Genomic DNA, 22,093 nt, shown 5'->3' with positions numbered 1-22,093 from the left:
GCAACTCGACCGACGATTTGATGATCGTCAGTAGATTGTTGAAGTCGTGCGCAACCCCGCCCGTCAGCTGCCCGACCGCTTCCATTTTTTGAGCCTGGCGCAGCGCATTTTCCGCCTGTTCGCGAACCGCGATCTGGGCGACCAGTTCTTCATTCTTGGCCAGCAGCTCGCCGGTGCGGCGATCGACCGCATGTTCCAGTTCTAGGTTCAGGCGGTGGAGCGCCACCTCCTGCGTTTTCTCTGCGGTGACATTGGCGCTTACGCCTGCCAGCGCGATCGGAATGCCCGCATCGTCGCGGATGATCCGGCCACGCGAGTGAATCCAATGTTCGGTGTCGTCCGGCCAGAAAACGCGAAAGGCGAGGTCGTAATCATGCCCGGTATCGATGCTGCGCTGGATCGCCCGCAACCGATCCTCGCGATCATCCGGGTGGATGGCGGCACACTGCTCCTCATAGCTCATCGGGTGATCGGGGTTGCGCCCATAGTTTTCCCGGCACTGGGGGGAGGTGGTCAGCACCCGGTCGGGCAGGCTGATCGAGAAGGTGCCGAGCTTGCCGGCATTGATGGCCAATTGGAGGTCGGCACGATTGCGCTCCCGCTCCGTTTCCATCCCCTGTATGGCCTCGGCTGCCATCAAAGCGTCCTCGATGTCCTGGACGACGGTTACGGCGGCCACGATGCTCTCGTCGGCAGCCAGCACCGGCCCGCTGCTTACCTCCAGTCGGCGTACCGATCCGGCAGGATAGTCGCCGCCTGCGGCGACGCGGTATCGCATCAACTCACGGTCGATGCGTTCCCCGGTCGTGAGGGCACGGACCGTGGGATAATCCTCGGGGATGTAAGGGCTATCGTCCGCCTTGATCGCGCCATAGCCGGCGTACCGGTCGATACCCTCGCCCTCGGTACCATGGCCCAGGATTGCCCGCAGCCGGTCGTTGATGATTGCCTTACGGTCCGATGACGCCGGCGCGATTGAAATGCCGATCGGCGCCTGGCTGACCACGGCGTCGAGCAGGCCCTTCTCGTAGGCAAGTCGGCTTTCCGCCAGACGTTGATCTTCGATGTCAATGCAGGTGCCGATCCACCGCATGATCCGGCCGGCATCGTCACGCTCTGGGATCGCGCGGCAGCTAAACAGGCGATAGGCACCGTCGTGGCGCCGAAAGCGCATATTGGCCGCGTAGGTCTCCTCGGTTGCGACCGAATGGCCCCACTCTTCTTTCACCTGCGCCACATCGTCAGGGTGGAGGGAGCGAACCCAACCTTGCCCCATCAGATCGTCAAAGGATTTACCGACGAACTGCTGATAGTTCTCGTTTACGTAGATGTTGCCGCCCCCCGGCGCCGTAGTGAAAACGAGGCCGGGCAACGCCTCAGTCAGCGTACGATACTGACGCTCGCTCTCCCGCATCATCTCGTTGGCCTGATGTTGGGGCGTGCGGTCACGCAGGATCTTCAGGTAACCGATATGTTGACCGGTGTCCTCATCCTCGAAACGCATCATCAGCCCGGACGCCCAAAGGCGCGAGCCGTCCTTCTTCATGTGCCAGCGCTCGTCCTCGCTGCGCCCCGTCTCGCGGGCGCGCGTCATCTCCAGTTCGCAGCGATCGATGGCCCGGTCCTCCGGCGTGAAAAACCGATCAGCGGGGCTGCCCAGCATTTCTTCTTCTGACCAGCCCAACAGGGCCTCGGCGCCGGGATTCCAGCTGGTGATGAGCCCTGCAAGATCGGTCGTGACGATCGCGAAGTCGGTAGCGCTGGTGAGGACGGCGCGCGCGAGCGCCGATTGGTGCTTGGCGATATTGGACACGATCAGATTGCCTGGTGCTGGATGACGGGGGAGGTGACTGGGGGCAGCGGCTCTTGCCCGCGCAGGAGGCGCACGGCGGCTCGCACTACCTCGCTGGCACTGTTGTAATCGCCTGCGCTCACACGCGCATCGATATAGGCATCAAGTTCGGGAGTGAGCGACACGTTGCGGGTCTGTCGGATAGCCATGTCGCCCCGTTCCCCGCGTGACGCTCTGTGTCAATCCTTGTTACACCACCGACATCATGGACAGATACTAGACATCTTCATGGAAGACAGCTGGCCCGATTGACCTACTATGCGGCCATCTTCTCGCATGCTTCCGCACACCGGAGGCAGGCCGCAACACAGTCCTCCATACCATCCAGCTTTTCGCAGCTGGCAGCGCAGGCTCGGCATATCTCGGCGCACTCACGGCAGATGTGGCGATGATGCTCCGAGCCACGAGCCATGAAGTCGACGGAAGTCGCGCAAATCTGGACGCAATCCAGCATGATTTTCACGTGCGCTGGCGCAACATGAGCATCCCCGGCTTCCAGACAATGGTTCATCACCATCGATAGGCAGGTCACGTGACACGACTGGCAAGCGTCCAGGCACGCCTTCATTTCAGGCTTCATCTGTTGCATCGTCACGCTCCTCTACAGGTTTGAGGCAGAGGCGGGGCCCGCACATGGCGGATCCCCGCTTTACCATCAGGCCTTGGCGGCCTGGGCTTCGGCCTTGGTCACCTTCAGATAGATGCGATTGTCCTCGACCCGGTCCACCATATCGAACGGAAGCGTGTGATGCTGGTGATCAGCGGCGTCGGTCTTGGTCAGCTTGATCGTCTCGCCCTCGACCTTGTCGACGGTGCCAACATGCTCGCCGTCCGACCCGGCGACTTCCATGTGCTCCTTGATACGCAGCTTCTCGAACATAATGCCTCCTTGTTGACGGAAACCAACGCTCGGTCTGCGGCGAGGATGCATCAACACCCATGCGGTCGACCTTGTTTATTAGATTCAAATCTACCTAGCCCTTTCCCAATTGGGAACCAGACCGTCTGAAAACTCATCTGCTGTTAGGTCTTGGATGAGGGCCGAGGCGAGAAATGGCGGGAGGGTCGGTCTTGCCCTTGATTCGATGGTGAGGCCGCGGAGGGTTGTCGGAACGTCATACTGGGCGTTTTAACGGCGGATATGGCGGCGCGGATCAGGCCTGCACCGCTCGGATCAGCCCCGGTACGCCGATGAGGGTGATGGCCCGTCTGAGATTGTAGGCGAATGCCGTCAGGCTGAACTCGGCGCGCACCTTCTCCAGCCCGCGCATCAGGAACGCGCCCTGGTTCATCGACTGCTTGATTGTGCCGAACGGGTGTTCGACCGTGGAACGCCGGATGATAAGGAGGTCTGGCCGCTTCGCGAGGCGCTCGGCCATGCGCTCGATGAGGTGTTCTTTCTCCCAGCGGTTGACGCGTCGCCAGCGTCCCGTGGTGCATAGCGGCTTCATCTGGCACTCGGCGCAGGCGGCAGGGCTGGAATACTGGACCGTCACATGCCCGCGGGTGATCGAGCTGTGGCGGGTATCGAGTATCTGCCCGCCGGGACAGTGATAGGCGTCGGCTGCCGGATCGTAACGAAACCGCTCCTTGGGAAAGAGGCCGTTGCTGACGTTGACGCCCCGGTGCGGCCGCGGAATGTACGGCGTGATGCCGGTCGCCTCGCAGGCCTCGATGTCTTCGCCCTTGTGGTAGCCCATTGTCCGCCACGGCATCGATCCGCTCGACCCCCAGCACCTCCATCGCCGCGCTGGCGGTGGGTGCCAGCTGACCCATGTCGTTGCAGGCGTTGATGACATGCTGCTCGACGATCAGGCTGTGCTTCGCATCGACTGCCACCTGCGCATTGTAGCCGATGGTCACCTTGCCATGGGCGACCATCGCGCGTGCATCGGGATCGGTGAGCGAAATCTGTCCTTCGCCGCTTTCCTCCAGCTGGCCCATGAGCGCTGCGCTGGCCTGACGCTGCTCGCGCAATCTGGCGATCTTGGTCGCCAGCGCCTCAGCGCGGCCGGTGCCGGCAGCATCCTCACCGCGGTCGATCTGGTCCAGTTCAGCCAGATAGCGCTCCAGTCGTGCATCGGCCGAGGCGAGATAGGTCGCCAACCGCTCGCGGCTGAAGTTGCGTGCCCGACCGTTCACCGCCTTGAGCCGCGTGCCGTCCACCGCCAGCAACTCTCGCCCGAACAGGTCGAGCTTGCGGCACAGCATCACGAATGCGCGGAACACCGCCTTGAACGCGGCCCGGTTGTCGCACCGGAAGTCAGCGATGGTCCGAAAGTCTGGATGCACCCCGCGCAACAGCCAGATCAGCTCGAGATTGCGGCCTGCCTCCGCCGCCAGGCGCCGGCTTGACCGCACGCGGTTCAGATAGCCGTACAGATACAGCTTCAGCATATCGACCGGATCGTAACCCGGCCGCCCGGTTGCCTTCGGCTGCGTCCGCTGAAAACCCGCGCTACCCAGATCGAGGTCGTCGACGAAGGCGTCGATGAACCGCACCGGGTTGTCCGCCGCCACATAGTCCTCGACCGAGGCCGGCAGCAGCAGCGCCTGGTTCCGGGCATGACCTTCGATGTATGCCATGCCCCAAGACTACACCGTCCCGGCACACCGTGGAATCCGCAACACCGTTTTCGGACGGTCTGGATCCCATTCGAGACGGCGTGGTCGCGTCCGATGCGAGCCTCCAAACGCGTTTGGTGTCGCAAAAGTAGGTACATACGATACGTTCGAAACTTAGGCAGACTGTGTGGAAACCTCGTCTGAGGATTCCCGTGGATCTCGGCGTATGGTATGTTTCTGCCATGGCGCATCTGGCTGGAACGGACCGCTCGCAGCTCCTGCTGCTGCCCGAGGCGGTGGATGATTATGTTGGGTCGGACAATCCGGTCCGGTTTATTGAGGCCTTTGTCGACGGGCTCGACCTTGGCACGGCCGGGTTCGTCCGGGTGCAGCCGAAGGCGACGGGACGCCCAGGCTACGATCCGGCCGATCTGCTCAAGCTGTACATCTACGGGTACCTGAACCGCGTTCGTTCGAGCCGACGCCTGGAAGTCGAGACCCACCGCAATATCGAGGTGATCTGGCTGCTGCGGCACCTGAAGCCGGACTTCAAGACCATCGCTGATTTCCGCCGCGACAACCGCACCGCCTTCAAGGAAGTGTTTCGGGAGTTCGTGGTGATGTGCCGCCAACTCGACCTGTTCGGCCGCGAGCTCATCGCGGTGGACGGCACGCGCATCAAGGCGGTCAATAACAAGGACCGCAACTTTACCCGTACTTCGCTCGTCAAGTTCATTCAGGAAGCCGACGAGAAGCTCGCCGGTTATATGAAACGGCTTGATGAGGGAGACGCCGACGACGATCACACGCCGAGTGCCGGTTCCAGTCGGGGTGGCGAGAAGCTGGCTGAGAAAATCGCAGCCATCCAGAGTAAGCGCGACCGGCAGAAGGCGCTCCTCGCCGAACTGGAGCGCACAGGCACCGAGCAGATTTCGCTCACAGACCCTGATGCCCGCGCGATGGCACGCATGACCAAGGTCGGGGTTGGCTACAACATCCAGCTCGCCGTCGACGTGAAGCACAAGCTGATCGCCGAGCAGGCCGTGAGCAACCAGGTCCTCGACTTGGGCCTGCTCGCCCAGACCGCGACAGCGGCTATGGAGGCGCTCGGCGTCAACCGGATCGAGGCAGTTGCCGACCGCGGCTATTTCAAGATCGAAGACATTGAGGCCTGCGAAGCAGCCGGTGTCACCGCTTATGTCCCCAAGCCGATCCGCGGCCCCGCCGTGCGTGACGGCTTCTTCAGCAAGGAGGTGTTCGGCTACCAAGCCGACCGGGACGTCTTCGTCTGCCCGGCCGGAGCGGTGCTCTCGCCACGGCATTTCGGCAAGTCGCGCGACAATGTGAAGGTCGACTACACCAACCGCGCTGCCTGCAAGGCTTGCGAGATGAAACCTCACTGCACCCGGACTTTTCGCCGTGTCTCTCGCCTGGAGAACGAGGCGGTGCTCGACCGCATGGCGGCGCGGCTCGCACTTCGGCCTGGCGTACTCGACGAACGGCGAAACAGTGTCGAGCACCCGTTCGGCACCATCAAACAATGGATGGGCCAGGGTGCGTTTCTCATGCGCCGGCTGCAGAACGTTCGCGGCGAGTTCAGTCTCACCGCGCTCGCCTACAACATCAGACGGGCCATCACCCTGGTCGGGGTACCGGGCCTGGTCGCCGCGGCAAGGGCATAATACCCCCCGTCCGGCCCCTGAATGTCGTACCGAACGTCAGCCGAGCCGCTTCTCCCGGCATCAAAACGACCCTGGGACGTAACCCGGGGCATCTCCGGCTGAAGAACCGTTCAACGGAGGGTATCGCAGTGCGCTACAGCCTGCTCACGCCTTTTCACACGGTCTGTAGGATATTCGCGACACTTCGATATGACGACCGCTACTTGTGAACATCGTCTTAGGTGGAGTTTAACGGAAACCCCGTATCCGACTTTCAGATGGAGGTCGGCGTGTCGATGTCAGCAGAAAGTTTTGAAGGCGTTTCCCGGGATGCCCTGGAAGCGATGAGCGTCGAGCAGCGGGATGCACTGCCCTTTGGCGTTGTCGGGTTCGGCCCGGATACGACTGTGCAGATTTACAACGCGACCGAGGCACGGATGTCGGGCCTAGACCCCTTTACGGTCATGGGCGTGCCATTCTTCGACGCAGTCGCGCAGTGCATGAACAATTTCATGGTCGCGCAGCGCTTCGAGGACGAGCCGGATATCGATGCTATCATTCCGTACGTGCTGACCTTGCGGATGCGTCCGACCAAGGTTCGGCTGCGGCTGCTGGCCGCGGACGGTGCGACCTGCCGATTTATTCTGATCGAGCGATAGGGCCACGGCCATGAACGATAAGTCGAGCGAGGAGCAGCTTCTCGAATTCCTCTATGCCTGTCCGGTCGGCCTCATCGAATGTGATGCCGCCGGCGATATCGCCCTGATGAACCCGCATGCCATGCAGCATCTGCTGCCGCTGGCAGGTGCGCGCGATGCCAGCAACCTGTTCGCCGCGATGGAACAGCACGCCCCTGAATTGCGAAGCATCGCCGCAGCTCATACGGCCCCAACCGGGCGCGTCTGTGACGGCCATAGAATCTTCGTCGATCTGGGGCCGGGCCGACGTGCGCAGGCACCCAAAGTGCTGGCGTGCACGGTGGTCAAACTTGCCCCAGATCGCCTGATGGTGACGCTGTCTGATATCAGCCAGCAAGTGGTGCAGGAAGAACGCCTGCGCCAGGCGGATACCTGGTTCGCGACGCTGCTGGATGACGTCGATGAATACGCCGCGCTTGCCATCGGCGCGGATAGCCGGATTACGTCGGCCAATGCCTGTTTCACGCGACAGACCGGCTATGAGAGTGTCAGTGCGATTGGGCGCAATCTGGCCGACGTGCTTGAAGGTGATCAATCGGGTGGCGACCTGCGGGTAGAAGAGCAGGTGAAGATCGCTGAGCGCGATGGCTGGCACCTGCAGGAAGGTTGGCAGCAGCGTTCGAACGGTGAACGCTACTGGTGCCAGCGCCTTGTGGTTGCGCGTTTCGACTACGATGCGCCGTCCCCTTCCGGCTTCTCGATCATCTTGCGCGACGTACCCCGACGCCAAGAAGCGGTTGATGACATGCGCCGCCTTCTAACCTGTGATCATCTGACCGGTGCGTCCAACCGTCGGCATTTTAGCCAGGTTATGGAACGCGAGCAGGGGCAATGGCGCGAGTTGCGGCAATCGCTGTCGCTGGTCGTTCTGGATCTCGATTATTTCAAGGCGATCAACGACACGCACGGCCATCCGGTCGGCGATGCAGTGCTATGCCGCGTTGCCGAGGCGTGTGCCGCTCTGCTGCCGCCCCGCTGTATCTTCGCTCGATTAGGCGGTGAGGAGTTCGGCGCCTTGCTTCCACGGTACGATCAAATCCAGGCGCTGGGGCTGGCGGAAGAGATGCGTGCCGCAATCGCTGATCTGGAAATTCAGGTCCCGACCGGACCGCTACGGGTGACCGCAAGTCTGGGCTGCGCCACGTTTGATGAGGTCGGTGGGTCGATTGATGCGCTGATCACACTGGCGGACGAGCGCCTTTATGCGGCAAAGCGTGCCGGGCGGAACCAAGTCTGTCATTCTTCTGCTCGAGCCGCATGAGCGCCGGCCTGCCCCGTCTCGCTGTTCACCGCATCGCTTGTGCAGTGGTAGCAGCAGAGGTGAAGCGACTGCGCCCGGTCGACGCGCCGCTGATTGCGCTGCAAGATTGGCCCGAAGCCATGCCGATCGGTGATGACGGGTTGGGATTGGATTCCCTCGAACAACTTGGCGCACTCGGCGCACTGGCCGAGACATTCGATCTCGATGACAGCGCGCTGGGCCAAGTCTCGCCGGACCGGGTCGGGGCTTGGATCGACTGGATCATGCAGAGCCACATATTGGGCCGGTCTCGCTTGACGGTGCAAACCTCCGGTTCGACTGGGACCCCGTCAGTTTGTCGGCACGCCGTGGCAGAGCTGATCGAGGAGGCGCAATTCCTCGCCACGCAGATTGCCGACCAACGACGCGTCGTCGCGCTGGTGCCGGCCCATCATTTGTATGGGATCATTTGGACGGCTCTACTGCCCGCGTTAGTCGACATACCCGTCGTGGTGCGGGCGCTTGGTGCGCCCCTGGAACTCGCCAGCGGGGACCTTGTCGTGGCTGTGCCCGATCAGTGGCGGACGCTGTCACGGCTGACCCGCGCTTTCCCCGACGACGTGGTGGGTATCAGTTCGGCCGGTCCGCTCGACGACCATGTAGCAGCCGCGCTGATCGAGTCCGGCCTAAAACGGATGTTCGATATTTATGGTTCGTCCGAGACCGGTGGTATCGCAATGCGCGAACTTCCCGGCTCCGCTTACGCATTGCTGCCACGATGGCAGCTCACGCCGGATGGAGACGATGACTGGCAACTGACTGACCATGACGGACGTCATCATGCGCTGCCCGATCATGTCGAGCGGATCGGAGAACGCAGTCTGCGGCCGACCAGGCGGCGCGATGGTGCGGTCCAGGTTGGCGGCCATAATGTCTGGCCCGCCCGCGTGGCCGACGTGCTGCGCCGAATCGATGGGGTCGTTGATGCGGCAGTTCGGCTGCACTTCGATGGCCGGCTGAAAGCCTTCATCGTACCGAACAGCAATATCGACCCTGACGAACTCACAGTGATGATCGAGCGCCATACAGCGGACCAGTTGCCTGCGCTCGAACGCCCCCGCCACTTGCGGTTCGGCGCGGCGCTGCCGCGCAACGCGATGGGTAAACTAGAAGATTGGTCATGATACATTCTCCGATATCTGCGGCAGACGTCGCTCGGTCCAAGCCAGTCGGGTTGAGTGATGCCTGTCGGGGCTGCAAGACTGCCGCGCCCCTCGGCATGGACATCACCATGGCGTTTCAGCCAATTGTCGACATCCGTACCGGCTCGATCTTTGCCTATGAAGCGCTCGTACGCGGGATCGAGGGGCAGTCGGCGGGAACCGTGCTGGCTGCTGTCGGACCGGACATGATCTACAAGTTTGATCAGACCTGCCGGGTAAAGGCGATCGAGTTAGCCGGCAGACTGTTTGCGCCTGCCGATAACGCCAAGTTATCGATCAACTTCATGCCGAACGCGGTTTATGAGCCCAATGCCTGCATTCGGGCGTCGCTCGCTGCGGCGCGGCGGGTAGGGTTCGATCCCGCCAAACTGATGTTCGAGTTCACTGAGGATGAGCGGATGTGCGATGTTCCGCATGTCCGACGCATTATCGAATCCTATCGTGCGCGCGGCTTCACCACTGCAATTGACGACTTCGGCGCTGGTTACGCCGGGCTCGGCCTTCTTGCGGAACTGGAGCCGGATATTCTGAAGCTGGACATGGCGTTGATCCGTGGGATCGAGGCATCGGCTGCTCGTCGGACGATCGTTGCGAGCGTCGTAAGCATGGCCAAAGCACTAGGAATACAATGTATCGCAGAAGGGATCGAAACTGCCGCAGAGCTTGACGTTCTACAGGAGATCGGGATTAAGCTTTGCCAAGGCTATTACCTGGCGCAGCCGGCAATAGAGACACTGCCTAATGTCGAGTTGCCTTTGCTGGTGTAAAAAATCGGTGTTGTCGCTAGTTAGGCAATAGCTAGTACAATAGCAGATTGGACCTCCGCGACAAAGCGCGGAAGTCCAATACGATTTGTACATTTGCGTACGTGAATCAGATAGCGATATTCCCTTCGTCGCCACCATCCCAATAGCGGATAGCTTTCGCATCGACACGGATCATTATAATACCAGATGTGTCAATGCCCTCAGGAAAGTACCGATCGAGATCTTTCGTCCAATGATCGGCGAAGGCAGCCTTGTCCTGAATCAGCGCAGCGTTTCCCTCAACGGTGACGAACAACGGCGGTCCACCAAGCATGCCCGCGGCACCGGTATAGCTAAGGATGACATGCGGATCGGCGCGCAGGTCACTGATCTTACGAGAGTCCTCATAGGCGAAGAAGTAGCTGTCACCTCGATATTCCACATCGCCGTTATTGCTCATCGGGCGAGCGGTCATAGTGCCGTTCGACGAGCGAGTCCCCATCATCGTGAAATCCAGCTTGGCCATTTTCTTGGACAGATCGTGTAGGCTGAGGTTCGACATGGTGTTGCTCCTTTTGCAGAGCGATAAGATCGCTCACGTAGTTACAACGAACGTAACGGCGGGTTGGCCGCGCGGACCGATATAATTATCGCTCCGCATCGTGATGATATATATCAAAGAGGTGATATGACTTGGAATGATATCGGATATATGGCTGCAAATAAAATATTTTTGCAATTAAGATCAAATAAGCGCAACTAGTCCTGCATGCTAACTTGTTTCAGATACGTTCAAGAACGTATTTTCTTATTTTCGCTCGAGTGAAAGGTTTTTCGCACCTCGGCAGTTCAAGGAAGCGTGTCTCGAGATTGCTGTCGTCATATCCTGTGCATATAATAGTGTATGCATTCATAGCCATCAGCCTGTCGAGTACGGGCGTACTGACCTCACCAGCGAGATTAATGTCGACGATGGCAATATCGATCGGCCTGCCCGATTGGACCGCCTCTAAGGCGCTGGCAAGGCGGGTTGCCCAGGCAACGGAAGCGCCAAGCTCCTCCAGGCTTCCCTTCAGGCTCAACCCGACCAAGGCATCGTCCTCGACAAGCAGAACCGATTGTCCATTCAGATTCTTTCCAGAAACGTCAGTCATTCGTGGGTTCGGTGCCATAATGCTCAAGGGGAAGGTCTATGACGCAGCTAACCTGATCCCGGTCAATCGATAGTACGGTTGCTGCACCAAGCTGTTGCGGCAAGGCCTGCTCGATCAAGACGCGACCATAGCCGACGCGCTCAGGCGTGCCCTGCTGAGAAAGAGCCAAGCCAGTTTCCAACCACTTGACGCACAACCATCGACCACGGGCGTCCTCGTACTCGAACCAAGAAACCGACAGCTGCCCCTGAGAAGATGACAGAGCGCCATATTTTAGCGCATTCGTAGACAGTTCATGGATAGCGAGCGCCAGTATCTGCGCAGCTGTGTTCCTGATAGCGATGTCGTCGCCAGTGAGCGTGACGCGTTCTCGTCCGCGTGGACCTGCCAAGGCAATAAGCTCGAGTTCGACAAGTCGGCCGATCGTGATCGGATCGTGCTCGGCGTGGGATAGCAGACCTTGAACCCGGCTGAGCGCCGACAGGCGATCATCGAACCGGTCCTGGAAATCGTCTAGTGACGTCGAGCGTTGAATTGTCTGTTCCGCGATCGAATGGACCACTGCAATCAGATTGCGCGTACGGTGCTGTAGCTCCGCCACCAAAACCTTCTGCTCGGCTTGAAGGCGCCTGAGATCGTCGACATCGGTCGACGTCCCGATCCACTCGATAATCGCACCTTCATCGGATCGAATGGGCAGTGCACGGGTCTGGAACCACCGGTACGTTCCCGTGGTATTGCGGATCCGCAAGTCGGCATGAAACTCGCTCTGCCGTTCCGCTTGGGCCCAAGCTGTTCGACCGATGTCACGATCGTCGGGATGAACAACGTCCAGCCAGCCAGCGTCGGCACTCTGCGTCTCGCTTTGGCCGGTGTAGTCTTGCCACTGCGGACTTGACCATGTCCATGTGCCCTGTCCGACAGCCCGCCAGATCATCTGCGGCATGCCCTCGATCAAGGTTACAAGCCAGGTTTCAGTGTCAGGATTCACCGCGTCTCATTTCTATCTTCGCGTGCCACTAGCGGCACCCAGTGCCGTTCTGAGCGGCGAAGACGAGATAACGACGTTGTGATGACAATGACCCACGTCGCATTGATAGCACCGTGGCAATTTTGTCTCAGTTTGGAACGTTGTAACGTATAATATCGCTTGAACCCCAAAGAACGAGCGACTGCCCGCAGCTAATAGGTTAGCAACCTGCCAACGGTTAGCGTTTCGGATAAGCCGATCTCTGTGTCGTTGACGAACATTTTGGAACAGTACGGTCCAATGAGTATCAGGTGCGCAACGATCCTGCTGGTTGACGATGAAGAAGCGATAAGATCGATACTTCGTGATTACCTGAATGACCTGCAGTATAACGTAATCGAGGCTAGCAACGGGGATGAGGCTATTGCTGTCATTGACAGCATGGTGAAGATAGATTTGGTCATTACCGATATTATTATGCCAGGAGCCACGGATGGACTAAGCTTGATAGATTATGCGCGTCGAGCAAACCCAAGAACCCGCACGATCGCTATGTCAGGTTTTGCAGGAAGTTATAACGCAAGTGTCAAGAAAGCCGATAAGTTTATGTCAAAGCCATTCACATTTCCGGCGTTAGAGCGGGAGGTAAATCTACTTATCAATTAGTTTGATAGGTTCGAAATGCGTCGCCTGTACCCAGGAGATCGGACCCGCTCTTCCCGGCCCCGGAGCGCGTCGCAGCGAGCAGCTCTCCCCTTTGGCGTTCAACCGTGAGATCTGCCGGGATCGCGCGCGTCGCCCAGGCAGGCATGTCGGGCGTCTCGAAACGAGTGCGGCCGTTCTCCCGCACGAGGAGAAGGCGGTGGCGCTTGCCGCCGTTATCGAACACGAACGATCGATCGGCGATGTTGATCGCGACCGGCAGGTTCGTCATGGTGCGCGCGTAGCGTCGATCGGTATGCTCGCGCGGCACGTCATGGCCCCCCGCCCCGTTCGGGCCAGCGAACACTCAGAGTTGAGGCTGGTCCTTTACAGGGTCTGGATCACCTCGTCGCCGGCTGACCCTTGCCGGACCAGCTCACGCCGTCCGTCCGGATATTCCTTGATCGCCAGCCCCTCGGCCGTCTTCTCTTCCCAATAGTAGATCGGCCGACCGGCCGCGAGGTGTTCGCGCGCGGCTAGGTCGCCGTCACGCTCCACTCCGGTGGAGATCACGTCCCAGAGGTCGGGCGCATCCATCGCCGCTCCTTTCTCAAAAACACAGCTTTGTGACCGTTATGTGAGAAGCATATAAGGAGAACGGATTTTGCGAAACAGATAATCCGCTCGCGTCGAGGCCGAGAAGAGCGAAGCGATCGACGTGCCTTCCTTCTCACCAGACGTTCCTTATCGGGAAGGTGGCGGCCTGGCTGTCACTCCGCGATGGATCATTGTCATGAGCCATTCATTCCACAGGTGCATCAGTGCGTGCACTCCGACCAACAACCATTTGGACTAAGAATGAACAAAACCGTACTAATCATAGTGGCGATTGCGCTCTCCGCCTGCGCTCAGAAACAAGGCGAGATCAGAAGCTACGGTAATGACATGCTGCCCGCTGCACAGTCTTATGGCAATGATGCACTACCAAGCGCCGAAGTCACTGCTTTTCAAAAGGTGGACGCGCGCTTGAAATACGGCAATGCCCGGATCGAACATGATGCCAATGGCTGTGCTGTGTATCAGGGTACAGCTTCTGACGGGAAAGTACGCCATGAACCACTACGTGATGTGTCCAACCGAGCGATCTGTGTTCGTCGATAAAAGATGATCCGCTATCCGGAAGGGGAAGCTTTACTATCCTTCCCGATATTCGATCCCATCGGGAAACCAAGTCGCCTCCCCGATCATCCCAATCGGGACGGTGTCTTCCGTTCATGTTCGGCCCGGCCTATCGAAACTTCTTTCTGGCCGCGATAACGGCAACTATCAGACAAAGCACGATTGCAACGAGCAGCATCGGTGACATTCTCGAAACTCCACTTTAGCAAATAGGCATTCTAAAGAGGTCGTTGTCGCACAGACAATGGGGCTGAGCTATTCCCGCTTTTCGATGCAGATCGTCCGAAAACGCGACGGGAGGCGGTTCGGCGAGAAGGTTCACGGAGGGAACTGCTGAACATCGGATATTGCCGACGCCCGCGCCGCAGAGACGCCCAAATGGGCTGTGGGCCGGTTCTATTCGGGGTCGTGTCGGTGAATATCGCCGTCTGGATCAGGCCTGCACTGCCCGGATCATCCCCGGCACGCCGATGAGGGTGATGGCGCGCCTGATATTGTAGGCGAGCGCGGTTAGGCTGAACTCGGCACGGACCTTCTCCAGCGCGCGCATCAGGAAGGCACCCTGGTTCATCGACTGCTTGATCGTGCCGAACGGGTGTTCGACCGTGGAGCGGCGAATGACGAGGATGTCGGGCCGCTTTTCGAGGCGCTCGGCCATGCGTTCGATAAGGTGTTCTTTCTTCCAGCGGTTGACGCGCCGCCAGCGTCCCGTGGTGCATAGCGACTTCATCTGGCAGCCGGCACAGGCGGCGGGGCTGGAATACTGGACCGTCACATGCCCGCGGGTGATCGAGCTGTGGCGGGTGTCGAGTATCTGCCCGCCGGGGCAGTGATAGGCGTCGGCTGCCGGATCGTACCGGAACCGCTCCTTGGGAAAGAGGCCGTTGCTGACGTTGATGCCGCGGTGCGGGCGGGGAATGTAGGGCGTGATGCCGGCCGCCTCGCACGCTTCGATATCCTCGCCCTTGTGATACCCCATGTCGTTGCAGGCATTGGTGACGTGCTGCTCGACGATCAGGCTGTGCTTCGCATCGACCGCTACCTGCGCGTTGTAGCCGATGGTCACCTTGCCATGAGCGACCATTGCGCGGGCATCGGGATCGGTGAGCGATATTTGCCCTTCGCCACTTTCCTCCAGCTGGTCCATGAGCGCTGCGCTGGCCTGACGCTGCTTGCGCAATTTGGCGATCTTGGTCGCCAGCGCCTCAGCGCGGCCGGTGCCGGCAGCATCCTCGCCACGGTCGATCTGGTCCAGTTCGGCCAGATAGCGCTCCAGTCGTGCATCGGCCGAGGCGAGATAGGTCGCCAACCGCTCGCGGCTGAAGTTGCGCGCCCGACCGTTCACCGCCTTCAGCCGCGTGCCGTCCACCGCCAGCAACTCACGACCGAACAGGTCCAGCTTGCGGCACAGCATCACTAAGGCGCGGAACACCGCCTTGAATGCGGCCCGGTTGTCGCGCCGGAAGTCGGCGATGGTCCGAAAGTCGGGCCGAACCCCGCGCAGCAACCAGATCAGTTCGAGATTGCGGCTCGCCTCCGCTGCCAGGCGCCGGCTAGACCGCACGCGGTTGAGATAACCGTACAGGTAGAGCTTGAGCATATCGGCCGGATCGTAACCGGGCCGCCCCGTCGCCCTCGGCTGCGTCCGCTGAAAACCCGCGCTCCCCAGATCGAGGTCGTCGACGAAGGCATCGATGAACCGCACCGGGTTGTCCGCCGCCACATAGTCCTCGACCGACGCCGGCAGCAGCAGCGTCTGGTTCCGGGCATGACCTTCGATGTATGCCATGGCCGAAGGCTACACCTTCACGGCGCGACGTGGAATCAGAAGCGCCGTTTTCGGACGGTCTGGATCCCAAACGGGACGATCGCGGCCAACGCGGTTCAACTGGCTCGACCGTAGCGGCCAACGTTGATCGGCTAAATCTATATGCGTACCCGTTTTTGTAACGCCGCCATGATGTCGGTTGCCGGCCCGGACAGCTATGTATCGCCGTCCGGGCCGGAGGTGGCTACTTCGCCGCGTTGACGATGGCGGTGATCGTATCGGTATGGACCCCTTGCCCCGTGCTCCGATTGAATAGACCGGACGTATGGTTGCCGGTCGGTCCGTTGTCCCAATACATCGGCACCATTCCATGCTGAACCGCGGATTTGGTGACGTACCGGTCCCATTCGGTGCGGTACTTCGCGCTGGGATCATACTCGGTCTTCGATATTGCGCTGTATTCCCCAAGGATCACGGGAATGTTCTTGTCGACGAAGTTGACCTTCATTTTCTGGAACGTGTTGTCGACGTATTGCTCGTTCGCCCACGATTGCGTCGCGTTGGGGTCCGTCGCACCTGCGCCCCATTGCCAGATCGCGCTCTTTTCGTTCAGGCTGAAATCATAAGGGTCGTAGTAATGGACCTCCATCATCATTCGGTTTGCCACCGTGTCAGCGGGCAACGTCGCGTTGCAAGACACGGCGTGGTCGATGTTCGTGTTGTAGCTCTGGACCACAAGGTAGCGACTGGCGTTGCCTCCGCCGGTAGCGCGGACGGAATCGACAAACACCTTGTTGAAGCCGTTCTGGACCGCGCAATTCTCTGCGGATGGCGCGTTGTAGTTGCCCGTCACCATTACCTCGTTCGTGCCGGCGAAGAGCAGACGATCGTTATAGTCGCGGAAGCGTGTGGCGATCTGTGTCCAGAAGGTCTTCAGACGGGCGTTGCCCGCCGCTTGATCGGCGTAGGTCGGCTGCAGCCAACCGCCATCCCAATGTACGTTGATCATTACGGTCAGGCCGGCAGAACGCGCCTGATCGACCACCTGTGCAACACGGTCCATCCACGCCGATCCGATGCGATCGTTGGCGTCGGCGTATTGCTTCCACGAAACCGGGATGCGGATGCTCCTGAAGCCCGCCGCGGCGATACCGTTCATCAGCGCCCGCGACGCGGCGGGATTGCCCCATGCGGTCTCTTGCGAGGTCGTGGCGGGCGCGGCGGTGCTACCGATCGCTTCTAGTGTGTTGCCGAGGTTCCAGCCCGGCGTCATCTGCGCCGCGAACTGAACAGCGGACTGCGTCGGGGTTGGTGAGGGTGTCGGTGTCGGTGTCGGTGTCGGTGTCGGTGTCGGTGTCGGTGTCGGTGTCGGTGTCGGTGTCGGTGTCGGTGTCGGTGTCGGTGTCGGTGTCGGTGTCGGGGCGGGCGTCGGCGTTGCAACGGGCGCACTCGACACCGATCCAGTCATGGAACCACCGCCCGAACAGCCTGCCATCAAGCTGACCGCCAACACAGACCAGATCGTCCGACCACCGGATCGCCGCGATACGGCGGGTTCATTCATCGTCGTCATATCCTCTTCCCCTCGTTTATATCGTTCAAAGCTTCAAACCAGTCCCGCCCCGTCCCGCTTCGATCCCAATGGGAATGCCGCGACCGTCTCGTTGGCCGTTCGTTTTAACAAAACTCCCACGCTCCTGATCGGCTGTAATGCTAGCTAATTGGCACGGTCTCTCAGCGGTGAATGGCTCCTTATCGCCGTGCGGAATCACCTGTTTTTCGTACACCTTGTAAGCGATCGGTAGTCGAGCTTGGAACGTTTGGCGGCCCGGGGTCGGATTGCAACTAACACAGCAAACCGCCGCCGAGCGGCGTAGCGGGTATCAGGCGCACGCAGTAATTTTGAATTCACGGATTTATGCGGGGTTGAAGGCGGGATTGCGGAGCGCGCCTCCGCCTCGGGATATAGCGGATCGTCCCAATCTGGGAGCGGTAGCACAAGAGCACAACGGCGCTACAGCAATATCCGGTTGAGTCGATACTTTGTCGGCATTAGCAGAGCCCAATCTGAAAAGGCTTATTCAACGTGTCTGTGGAATATCGAGAGGCCGAACGGCAACGCCGTATTGACGATCGGAGCAAGACTGTAGCGGACGTTGCGGAGGAATTGCTGGGTTCCGACGTTGGCGCTGGTTGCATTCAAGCGGCACTACTTTGTTGGGATCGCCAATATGGCAAGGAAGCCGCTTCGATACTCGCGCGCACGGCATTAATGGGGGTTTGCGGCGAATTGGACCGTGGCGGCAGACGAGCCGATTAAGTCACAACGTGCGGGGCAAATCTTTGCTACCGGCGCGGTTTGGCGGAGTGGGCCTATCTGCTCAATAAGGCTTACAACGCGCGAGGGAGACACCGCGAGCGCGGTCGGTGCCGACGGCGGCGCCGCGTCATACGATGGTACGATTTGCATCTCGTTCTGATGCCTTAACGTGCATGCATGGCTTCACCGCGTACGATAGTCGGAAGCTTCGCTTCCCCGTCGGAGCAAGAGCTCGAACGTGACGAACTGATCGCCAGTCGAAGCCTGACATTGGCGGACATCGCGCAGCAGCTTCTAGGGCAGGATGGTGGTGCGGCGCTGATCAGAGCAGCGATCGTCTGCTGGGAGCGGGACCATGGTCGGCCAGCAGCCTTAGAGTTCGCCCGTACGGCTCTTCTGGGCGTCCATGAGCAGCTTAGTGGCGGTCAACAGCGCCACAATTGATCAGTGCGTCGACGGCTCCTAGAGTGGGTATCTGACGCTTCAATAGCGTTGCATTTCGGTTCAATCGCCGGACGGGGTGTCCGCCGTTGGCATGTCTATGATCAGTGGTTAGAAGCTATTGCAGTTTAGCATGCGTCGAACCTCAGCCTCCGCATCCTCAAGGCATCCGAATATGCCGGAAACTGGCGGTGTTTCGACATCGTGCGAAGCGTCGTAGTAGAGCGCGGCGTCGAAATCCGTTGACCAGCAAAACTCCGTTGGGGCATGAAAACCCATCTGTCGCTGAGCTTCGACGGAGAAACGCCACCATGAGTAAAGGCAGAAATGCCCGTCGCGGCGTCTGACAATCGCGACGCGCCCAAGCCCGTCAGCGGATATGAAAACCTTTTCCTCGCGCTCGATCATGCTGCAAGTTCGCATAGCAGATGCAACTGCGGCAATGGGGTTGCCAGCGGACGCAGGGGTATGATCCTCGAGATCGTGGGTATCGTCGATGATCGGACCGGCAGTTCAAGCCGGCGAAGGCGGACGGAGAGTCCGCCGCGTGAACGTGAGTGGCTTGTGACAACCTGTTGCTCTGTTTTAAAATGCGGTTCGCTTGGAGTTACTTCATCATCGTTCTGGAACTGTGATGGTTGGCTCAGACGTAATCGTGTAGACAGAAACTGAAAAACCTTTGGCTTCAACTTCGGCTAAGGCAGCCTTGTCCGCCCCCGCTTGGAAAGTAGGACCTTTTGTTGAAACGGGTTTAAGAAAGCTCCACGGTGCATACTGCTCCGGCAGGTTTCTTCCCGTTTGATCGATAGTGTAAGCCATCGCGCCTTGCGTACCTTTAAACATATAGACGGTTTCCACTTGACGCGCCTCCAGACCGGCCATTTGAGATGCCCCGACGCTTGCTGCAACCACTACTGCCGCGACGGCCAATGCCTTGATTGTAAACCTCATGGCTTGATCATGGACTTGTCGCTCAACGTTCGCAACGGAACGACAGTAAACAAGGGGTATCGTCCGCCACAGTGCCTATCAGAACGGCTGATCTCCAAGGTCTTCTTCGAGCTACAACGGACGGTGCGTCCGCCTCGTACAGTTCGTAAGTATGCGATATGCTGACCGCAGCGTTAATCAATCCGTTGCAGGTTTGTCGGCATAACCGACGGTATGCTCTCAGCAAGCCAGATCGAACTCGTCCAAGACAGCTTTGCTGCTGTCGTTCCGCTCACCAACGAAGCGGCTGCCGAATTCTACCGACGTCTGTTCGAGTTATCGCCTGATACCCGTGTGCTGTTCCGGAACGACATGACGGAGCAAGGCCGCAAGCTCTTCTTGACCTTGGCCACAGTGGTTGATGCGCTGGACCGGCTCGACACCATCGTGCCGATCGCCCGCGAACTCGCTATTCGGCACATCGATTATGGTGCCAAGGAGTCCCATTATGCCGCTGTTGGATCGGCGCTGATAGAGACGCTACGAGTTGGACTTGGAACGGCGTTCGATGGCGATACCGAAGAGGCCTGGTCTGCAGCCTATGAGATACTGTCCGGGACCATGCTTGCCGCGGTTCGAGAGCGAGCTTAGGCCGCCAGCGCCAAGGTGCGGACGGACATGCCGGAAAACGAAAAACAGTTGTGTAACATCGCGACAAGGTTGCTCGACATTGCGGGCTGCGTCGCGTCCGAGGCCGAGAACGCTACCGCGATGATCCGCGGGGTGACGGAGCATGCGACGCGGATCGCGTCGTTGGCCTGCGCCCTCCAAACTGCGGCCAACGAGGCCGAAGAGAGCGTGCGTCGCCAAGTGGCGGCACTCGCCGAGGCTCGGACGCATCTCGCAACAAGGAAGCCGATTATCGAACATCTCGCACAATCCGTGGACGGTGTAGCGGCTATAAGCGCCAGCATTGCGCAAATTGCCGCGGAAAGCCGAATGCTTAGCCTGAACGCGCGGATCGAGGCGGCCCGTTCTGGCGGCGAAGGTGGCCCTTTCGCTGCGATCTCAGCCGAGATGTCGACGTTGACGACCCGTACGGCGCTTGCCAATGCTTCGATAGGCGAACGCTCGTTGATGATTGCAGAGAACGTCAGCGCAGCCGAAGACGTTGCAGCCGCACATGGTGCGCTAGTGCTGGAACAGGATTTCCTCCTAGCCGGCTCGCTGCAAAGTGCCGGTCAGCAGCGTCAGATTGCGTCGGAGCTTGCCGATATCACGGCTGATACGGCCGGGACGGTAGATCGCGCTGCCGCGGCAATCGGCCGGGTCGGCGCCAACGCAGTTGCCGCGAAGGTTCTGGCACGGCAGATATCGAAGCTGGCAAGCAGTCATGGGAACGTCGGGAAAGCCTCTAAACAGTAGGCCACTGACCCCCCGTATCCCGATATCGAAGCTGGTATGGGTATCGTGCGTCTAGTAAGGAGCCAAAACGCCCTGTTTGCGCGGCGCTCGTTTTGAAGCGGCGGACGGGTCGTCCGCCGCATGAAGGCCGGAGATGGTAGGAGAAGGCCGGTTTTGTGATAGCTTCGCTGAATGCTGCACACTCGCTATAAAACCGGCGCCGTGGAGGTTGATGGACGGTCGTATGAGTGGTCCGTGCAACGGGAACCACAATGGTGCACCGCTGATGGGTGGCGGGGAATGATGATTTGTCTTCGGCAGGTCGGCGAGCAGCGCGAGGCTCTGCTAGAGTTCCCAATGCCAATATCTGGGAACGGTTCGTCACAACGCCGCCGACCGGAGATCAACAACGCTATCGTTGCCAACGGCGTTCGTGCTGCACTGACAGCGGGTTGGAATCCGACCTCACGTGGCAAACCTGTTACCTACATGGTCGACGCCAGCGGCTGCTAATGGTGGCTAGGCCGTAGACTCATAAGCTCGCAGCCAGAGCCGCATTGAGGCGAGCTGGATCATGGCGAGGAAGTTCGCCGCGAGCTTGTCGTAACGGGTGGCGACGCGGCGGAAGTGCTTCAGCTTGGAGAAGAACCTCTCGATCAGGTTGCGCTCGCGGTAGAGCCGCTTGCTGAAGCACGGCTTCCACTTGCGGTTACTCTTAGGCGGGATGTTGGGCGTCGCACCCTGGTCCTGGATCAGCTCCCGGATGCGGTCGGCATCGTATGCCTTGTCGGCCAGCACGATAGTGCGCGGGCCGAGGTGATCGAGCAGACGGTCTACGATCTGCCCGTCGTGCGTCTGGCCTGCAGTGAGGCCGAGCCGGATCGGGAGGCCTTGCGCGTCGACGACGACGTGGATCTTGGTCGTGAGCCCACCTCGGGAGCGACCGAGACAATGATCTGGACCCCCTTTTTTGCCGTCGCAGCCTGCTGGTGCGCCCGGACGGAAGTGCTGTCGATCATCTGGATCTCGTCGTCGTGAGCGGCGCTGATGGCGTCCATCAGCCGATCCCACACGCCTGCCTGCCGCCACCGATTGAAGCGGTTGTAGCAGGTGGTGCGCGGGCCATAGCGTTCGGGCAGGTCGCGCCACGGCGCACCGGAACGCAGCACCCAGAAGATGCCGTTCAACACGCGGCGGTCATCGACGCGCGGCACGCCTCGCGGCTTGTTGGGCAGCAACGGCTCGATCACGCGCCACTCGAAGTCGGTCAGGTCGTATCGGCTCATCGGAAGCCTGAATC

The 22,093-nt window shown here is 59.9% G+C and carries 26 protein-coding genes and 1 pseudogene; 11 read left to right on the top strand and 16 right to left on the bottom strand.

Annotated features, from left to right (window positions below; genetic code table 11):
• The 5 genes from MF607_RS22765 to MF607_RS15510 form a co-directional block, all read right to left on the bottom strand.
• A partial coding sequence (locus tag MF607_RS22765) for a PAS domain S-box protein (RefSeq protein WP_347340890.1) occupies window positions 1–1,813 on the bottom strand: 1,813 nt, incomplete at its 3' end.
• Window positions 1,814–1,815: 2 nt separating this feature from the next.
• A complete protein-coding gene (locus MF607_RS15520) occupies window positions 1,816–2,001 on the bottom strand; it encodes a type II toxin-antitoxin system ParD family antitoxin (protein ID WP_242120399.1) in 186 nt (61 codons plus the stop codon).
• Between the two features lie 107 nt (window positions 2,002–2,108).
• Entirely contained in the window at window positions 2,109–2,420 is a 312-nt protein-coding gene (locus MF607_RS23135) for a four-helix bundle copper-binding protein (RefSeq protein ID WP_488803478.1), read from the bottom strand.
• Window positions 2,421–2,507: 87 nt separating this feature from the next.
• Window positions 2,508–2,732: a DUF2171 domain-containing protein gene (locus tag MF607_RS15515; RefSeq protein ID WP_242120397.1), complete on the bottom strand. Its 225-nt coding sequence runs from the start codon at window positions 2,730–2,732 to the stop codon at window positions 2,508–2,510.
• Between the two features lie 274 nt (window positions 2,733–3,006).
• Window positions 3,007–3,552, bottom strand: coding sequence for a transposase (locus MF607_RS15510; RefSeq protein ID WP_242120395.1), 546 nt, complete (start codon window positions 3,550–3,552; stop codon window positions 3,007–3,009).
• Between the two features lie 97 nt (window positions 3,553–3,649).
• Here MF607_RS15510 and MF607_RS23130 point away from each other — a divergent pair, with 97 nt between their 5' ends.
• Window positions 3,650–4,207, top strand: coding sequence for a hypothetical protein (locus MF607_RS23130; protein ID WP_242120393.1), 558 nt, complete (start codon window positions 3,650–3,652; stop codon window positions 4,205–4,207).
• On the opposite strand, the pseudogene MF607_RS23125 reads toward MF607_RS23130, so the two are convergent.
• Window positions 4,169–4,438: pseudogene (locus tag MF607_RS23125) on the bottom strand (transposase); the annotation flags it as partial. The gene MF607_RS23130 and the pseudogene MF607_RS23125 sit on opposite strands and share 39 nt — an antisense overlap.
• Window positions 4,439–4,659: 221 nt before the next feature.
• Here MF607_RS23125 and MF607_RS15500 point away from each other — a divergent pair.
• From MF607_RS15500 to MF607_RS15480, 5 genes are all read left to right on the top strand, one after another.
• Window positions 4,660–6,099: an IS1182 family transposase gene (locus MF607_RS15500; RefSeq protein ID WP_242120391.1), complete on the top strand. Its 1,440-nt coding sequence runs from the start codon at window positions 4,660–4,662 to the stop codon at window positions 6,097–6,099.
• A gap of 257 nt (window positions 6,100–6,356) precedes the next feature.
• On the top strand, window positions 6,357–6,737 hold the full coding sequence (locus MF607_RS15495) for a PAS domain-containing protein (RefSeq protein ID WP_242120389.1): 381 nt from the start codon (window positions 6,357–6,359) through the stop codon (window positions 6,735–6,737).
• Between the two features lie 10 nt (window positions 6,738–6,747).
• A complete protein-coding gene (locus MF607_RS15490; RefSeq protein ID WP_242120387.1) occupies window positions 6,748–8,037 on the top strand; it encodes a sensor domain-containing diguanylate cyclase in 1,290 nt (429 codons plus the stop codon).
• Window positions 8,034–9,200 carry an AMP-binding protein gene (locus MF607_RS15485; RefSeq protein ID WP_242120385.1) on the top strand — a complete coding sequence of 389 codons (1,167 nt, stop codon included), beginning with the start codon at window positions 8,034–8,036 and terminating at the stop codon, window positions 9,198–9,200. The genes MF607_RS15490 and MF607_RS15485 overlap by 4 nt, the downstream gene beginning before the upstream one ends.
• A 95-nt stretch (window positions 9,201–9,295) precedes the next feature.
• Window positions 9,296–10,006: an EAL domain-containing protein gene (locus tag MF607_RS15480; protein WP_242120383.1), complete on the top strand. Its 711-nt coding sequence runs from the start codon at window positions 9,296–9,298 to the stop codon at window positions 10,004–10,006.
• A 106-nt stretch (window positions 10,007–10,112) separates the two neighbouring features.
• On the opposite strand, the gene MF607_RS15475 is transcribed toward MF607_RS15480, so the two are convergent.
• From MF607_RS15475 to MF607_RS22940, 3 genes are all read right to left on the bottom strand, one after another.
• On the bottom strand, window positions 10,113–10,547 hold the full coding sequence (locus tag MF607_RS15475) for a pyridoxamine 5'-phosphate oxidase family protein (protein WP_242120381.1): 435 nt from the start codon (window positions 10,545–10,547) through the stop codon (window positions 10,113–10,115).
• Between the two features lie 220 nt (window positions 10,548–10,767).
• Entirely contained in the window at window positions 10,768–11,139 is a 372-nt protein-coding gene (locus MF607_RS15470; protein ID WP_242120379.1) for a response regulator, read from the bottom strand.
• Window positions 11,132–12,130: a sensor histidine kinase gene (locus tag MF607_RS22940; protein WP_242120377.1), complete on the bottom strand. Its 999-nt coding sequence runs from the start codon at window positions 12,128–12,130 to the stop codon at window positions 11,132–11,134. Before MF607_RS22940 ends, MF607_RS15470 begins: the two co-directional genes overlap by 8 nt.
• A 249-nt stretch (window positions 12,131–12,379) precedes the next feature.
• On the opposite strand from MF607_RS22940, the gene MF607_RS15460 reads away from it, so the two are divergent.
• Complete coding sequence (locus MF607_RS15460) at window positions 12,380–12,775, top strand: response regulator (protein WP_242120375.1); 396 nt, start codon at window positions 12,380–12,382, stop codon at window positions 12,773–12,775.
• Here the strand turns inward: MF607_RS15460 and MF607_RS15455 are convergent.
• The gene (locus MF607_RS15455) at window positions 12,768–13,043 is read right to left on the bottom strand and encodes a hypothetical protein (protein WP_242120372.1); all 276 of its coding nucleotides are present in this window, start codon (window positions 13,041–13,043) and stop codon (window positions 12,768–12,770) included. The two genes, MF607_RS15460 and MF607_RS15455, sit on opposite strands and share 8 nt — an antisense overlap.
• 95 nt (window positions 13,044–13,138) lie before the next feature.
• The gene (locus MF607_RS15450) at window positions 13,139–13,348 is read right to left on the bottom strand and encodes a hypothetical protein (RefSeq protein ID WP_242120370.1); all 210 of its coding nucleotides are present in this window, start codon (window positions 13,346–13,348) and stop codon (window positions 13,139–13,141) included.
• 261 nt (window positions 13,349–13,609) lie between these two features.
• On the opposite strand from MF607_RS15450, the gene MF607_RS15445 reads away from it, so the two are divergent.
• Entirely contained in the window at window positions 13,610–13,912 is a 303-nt protein-coding gene (locus MF607_RS15445; protein WP_242120368.1) for a hypothetical protein, read from the top strand.
• A gap of 451 nt (window positions 13,913–14,363) precedes the next feature.
• On the opposite strand, the gene MF607_RS15440 is transcribed toward MF607_RS15445, so the two are convergent.
• Window positions 14,364–15,719, bottom strand: a complete 1,356-nt coding sequence (locus tag MF607_RS15440; RefSeq protein ID WP_242120366.1) for a transposase — start codon at window positions 15,717–15,719, stop codon at window positions 14,364–14,366.
• 223 nt (window positions 15,720–15,942) lie between these two features.
• Window positions 15,943–16,971: a glycoside hydrolase family 5 protein gene (locus MF607_RS15435; protein WP_242120364.1), complete on the bottom strand. Its 1,029-nt coding sequence runs from the start codon at window positions 16,969–16,971 to the stop codon at window positions 15,943–15,945.
• A gap of 38 nt (window positions 16,972–17,009) precedes the next feature.
• Between MF607_RS15435 and MF607_RS15430 the strand changes: the two genes are divergently transcribed.
• On the top strand, window positions 17,010–17,201 hold the full coding sequence (locus MF607_RS15430; protein ID WP_242120361.1) for a hypothetical protein: 192 nt from the start codon (window positions 17,010–17,012) through the stop codon (window positions 17,199–17,201).
• A gap of 1,369 nt (window positions 17,202–18,570) precedes the next feature.
• Here the strand turns inward: MF607_RS15430 and MF607_RS15425 are convergent.
• Complete coding sequence (locus tag MF607_RS15425) at window positions 18,571–18,867, bottom strand: hypothetical protein (protein ID WP_242120359.1); 297 nt, start codon at window positions 18,865–18,867, stop codon at window positions 18,571–18,573.
• A 207-nt stretch (window positions 18,868–19,074) separates the two neighbouring features.
• On the bottom strand, window positions 19,075–19,410 hold the full coding sequence (locus MF607_RS15420; protein ID WP_242120357.1) for a hypothetical protein: 336 nt from the start codon (window positions 19,408–19,410) through the stop codon (window positions 19,075–19,077).
• 213 nt (window positions 19,411–19,623) lie between these two features.
• Between MF607_RS15420 and MF607_RS15415 the strand changes: the two genes are divergently transcribed.
• Together MF607_RS15415 and MF607_RS15410 are read left to right on the top strand one after the other, a co-directional pair.
• The gene (locus MF607_RS15415; RefSeq protein ID WP_242120355.1) at window positions 19,624–20,040 is read left to right on the top strand and encodes a globin family protein; all 417 of its coding nucleotides are present in this window, start codon (window positions 19,624–19,626) and stop codon (window positions 20,038–20,040) included.
• Between the two features lie 27 nt (window positions 20,041–20,067).
• Entirely contained in the window at window positions 20,068–20,814 is a 747-nt protein-coding gene (locus MF607_RS15410) for a methyl-accepting chemotaxis protein (RefSeq protein ID WP_242120353.1), read from the top strand.
• Window positions 20,815–21,312: 498 nt separating this feature from the next.
• Here the strand turns inward: MF607_RS15410 and MF607_RS15400 are convergent.
• Window positions 21,313–22,079, bottom strand: a protein-coding gene (locus tag MF607_RS15400; RefSeq protein ID WP_242120349.1) for an IS5 family transposase whose coding sequence is annotated in 2 segments (ribosomal slippage) — window positions 21,313–21,755 and window positions 21,755–22,079 — 768 coding nt in all. Because the reading frame shifts where the segments join, the coding sequence is not laid out codon by codon here.
• Window positions 22,080–22,093 lie beyond the last annotated feature (14 nt).

The organism is Sphingomonas lacusdianchii (genome assembly GCF_022664395.1).
GTDB lineage: Bacteria > Pseudomonadota > Alphaproteobacteria > Sphingomonadales > Sphingomonadaceae > Sphingomonas > Sphingomonas lacusdianchii.
Note: the sequence above shows the minus strand (reverse complement) of the source record. Positions and strands in the feature narration are given on the sequence as shown.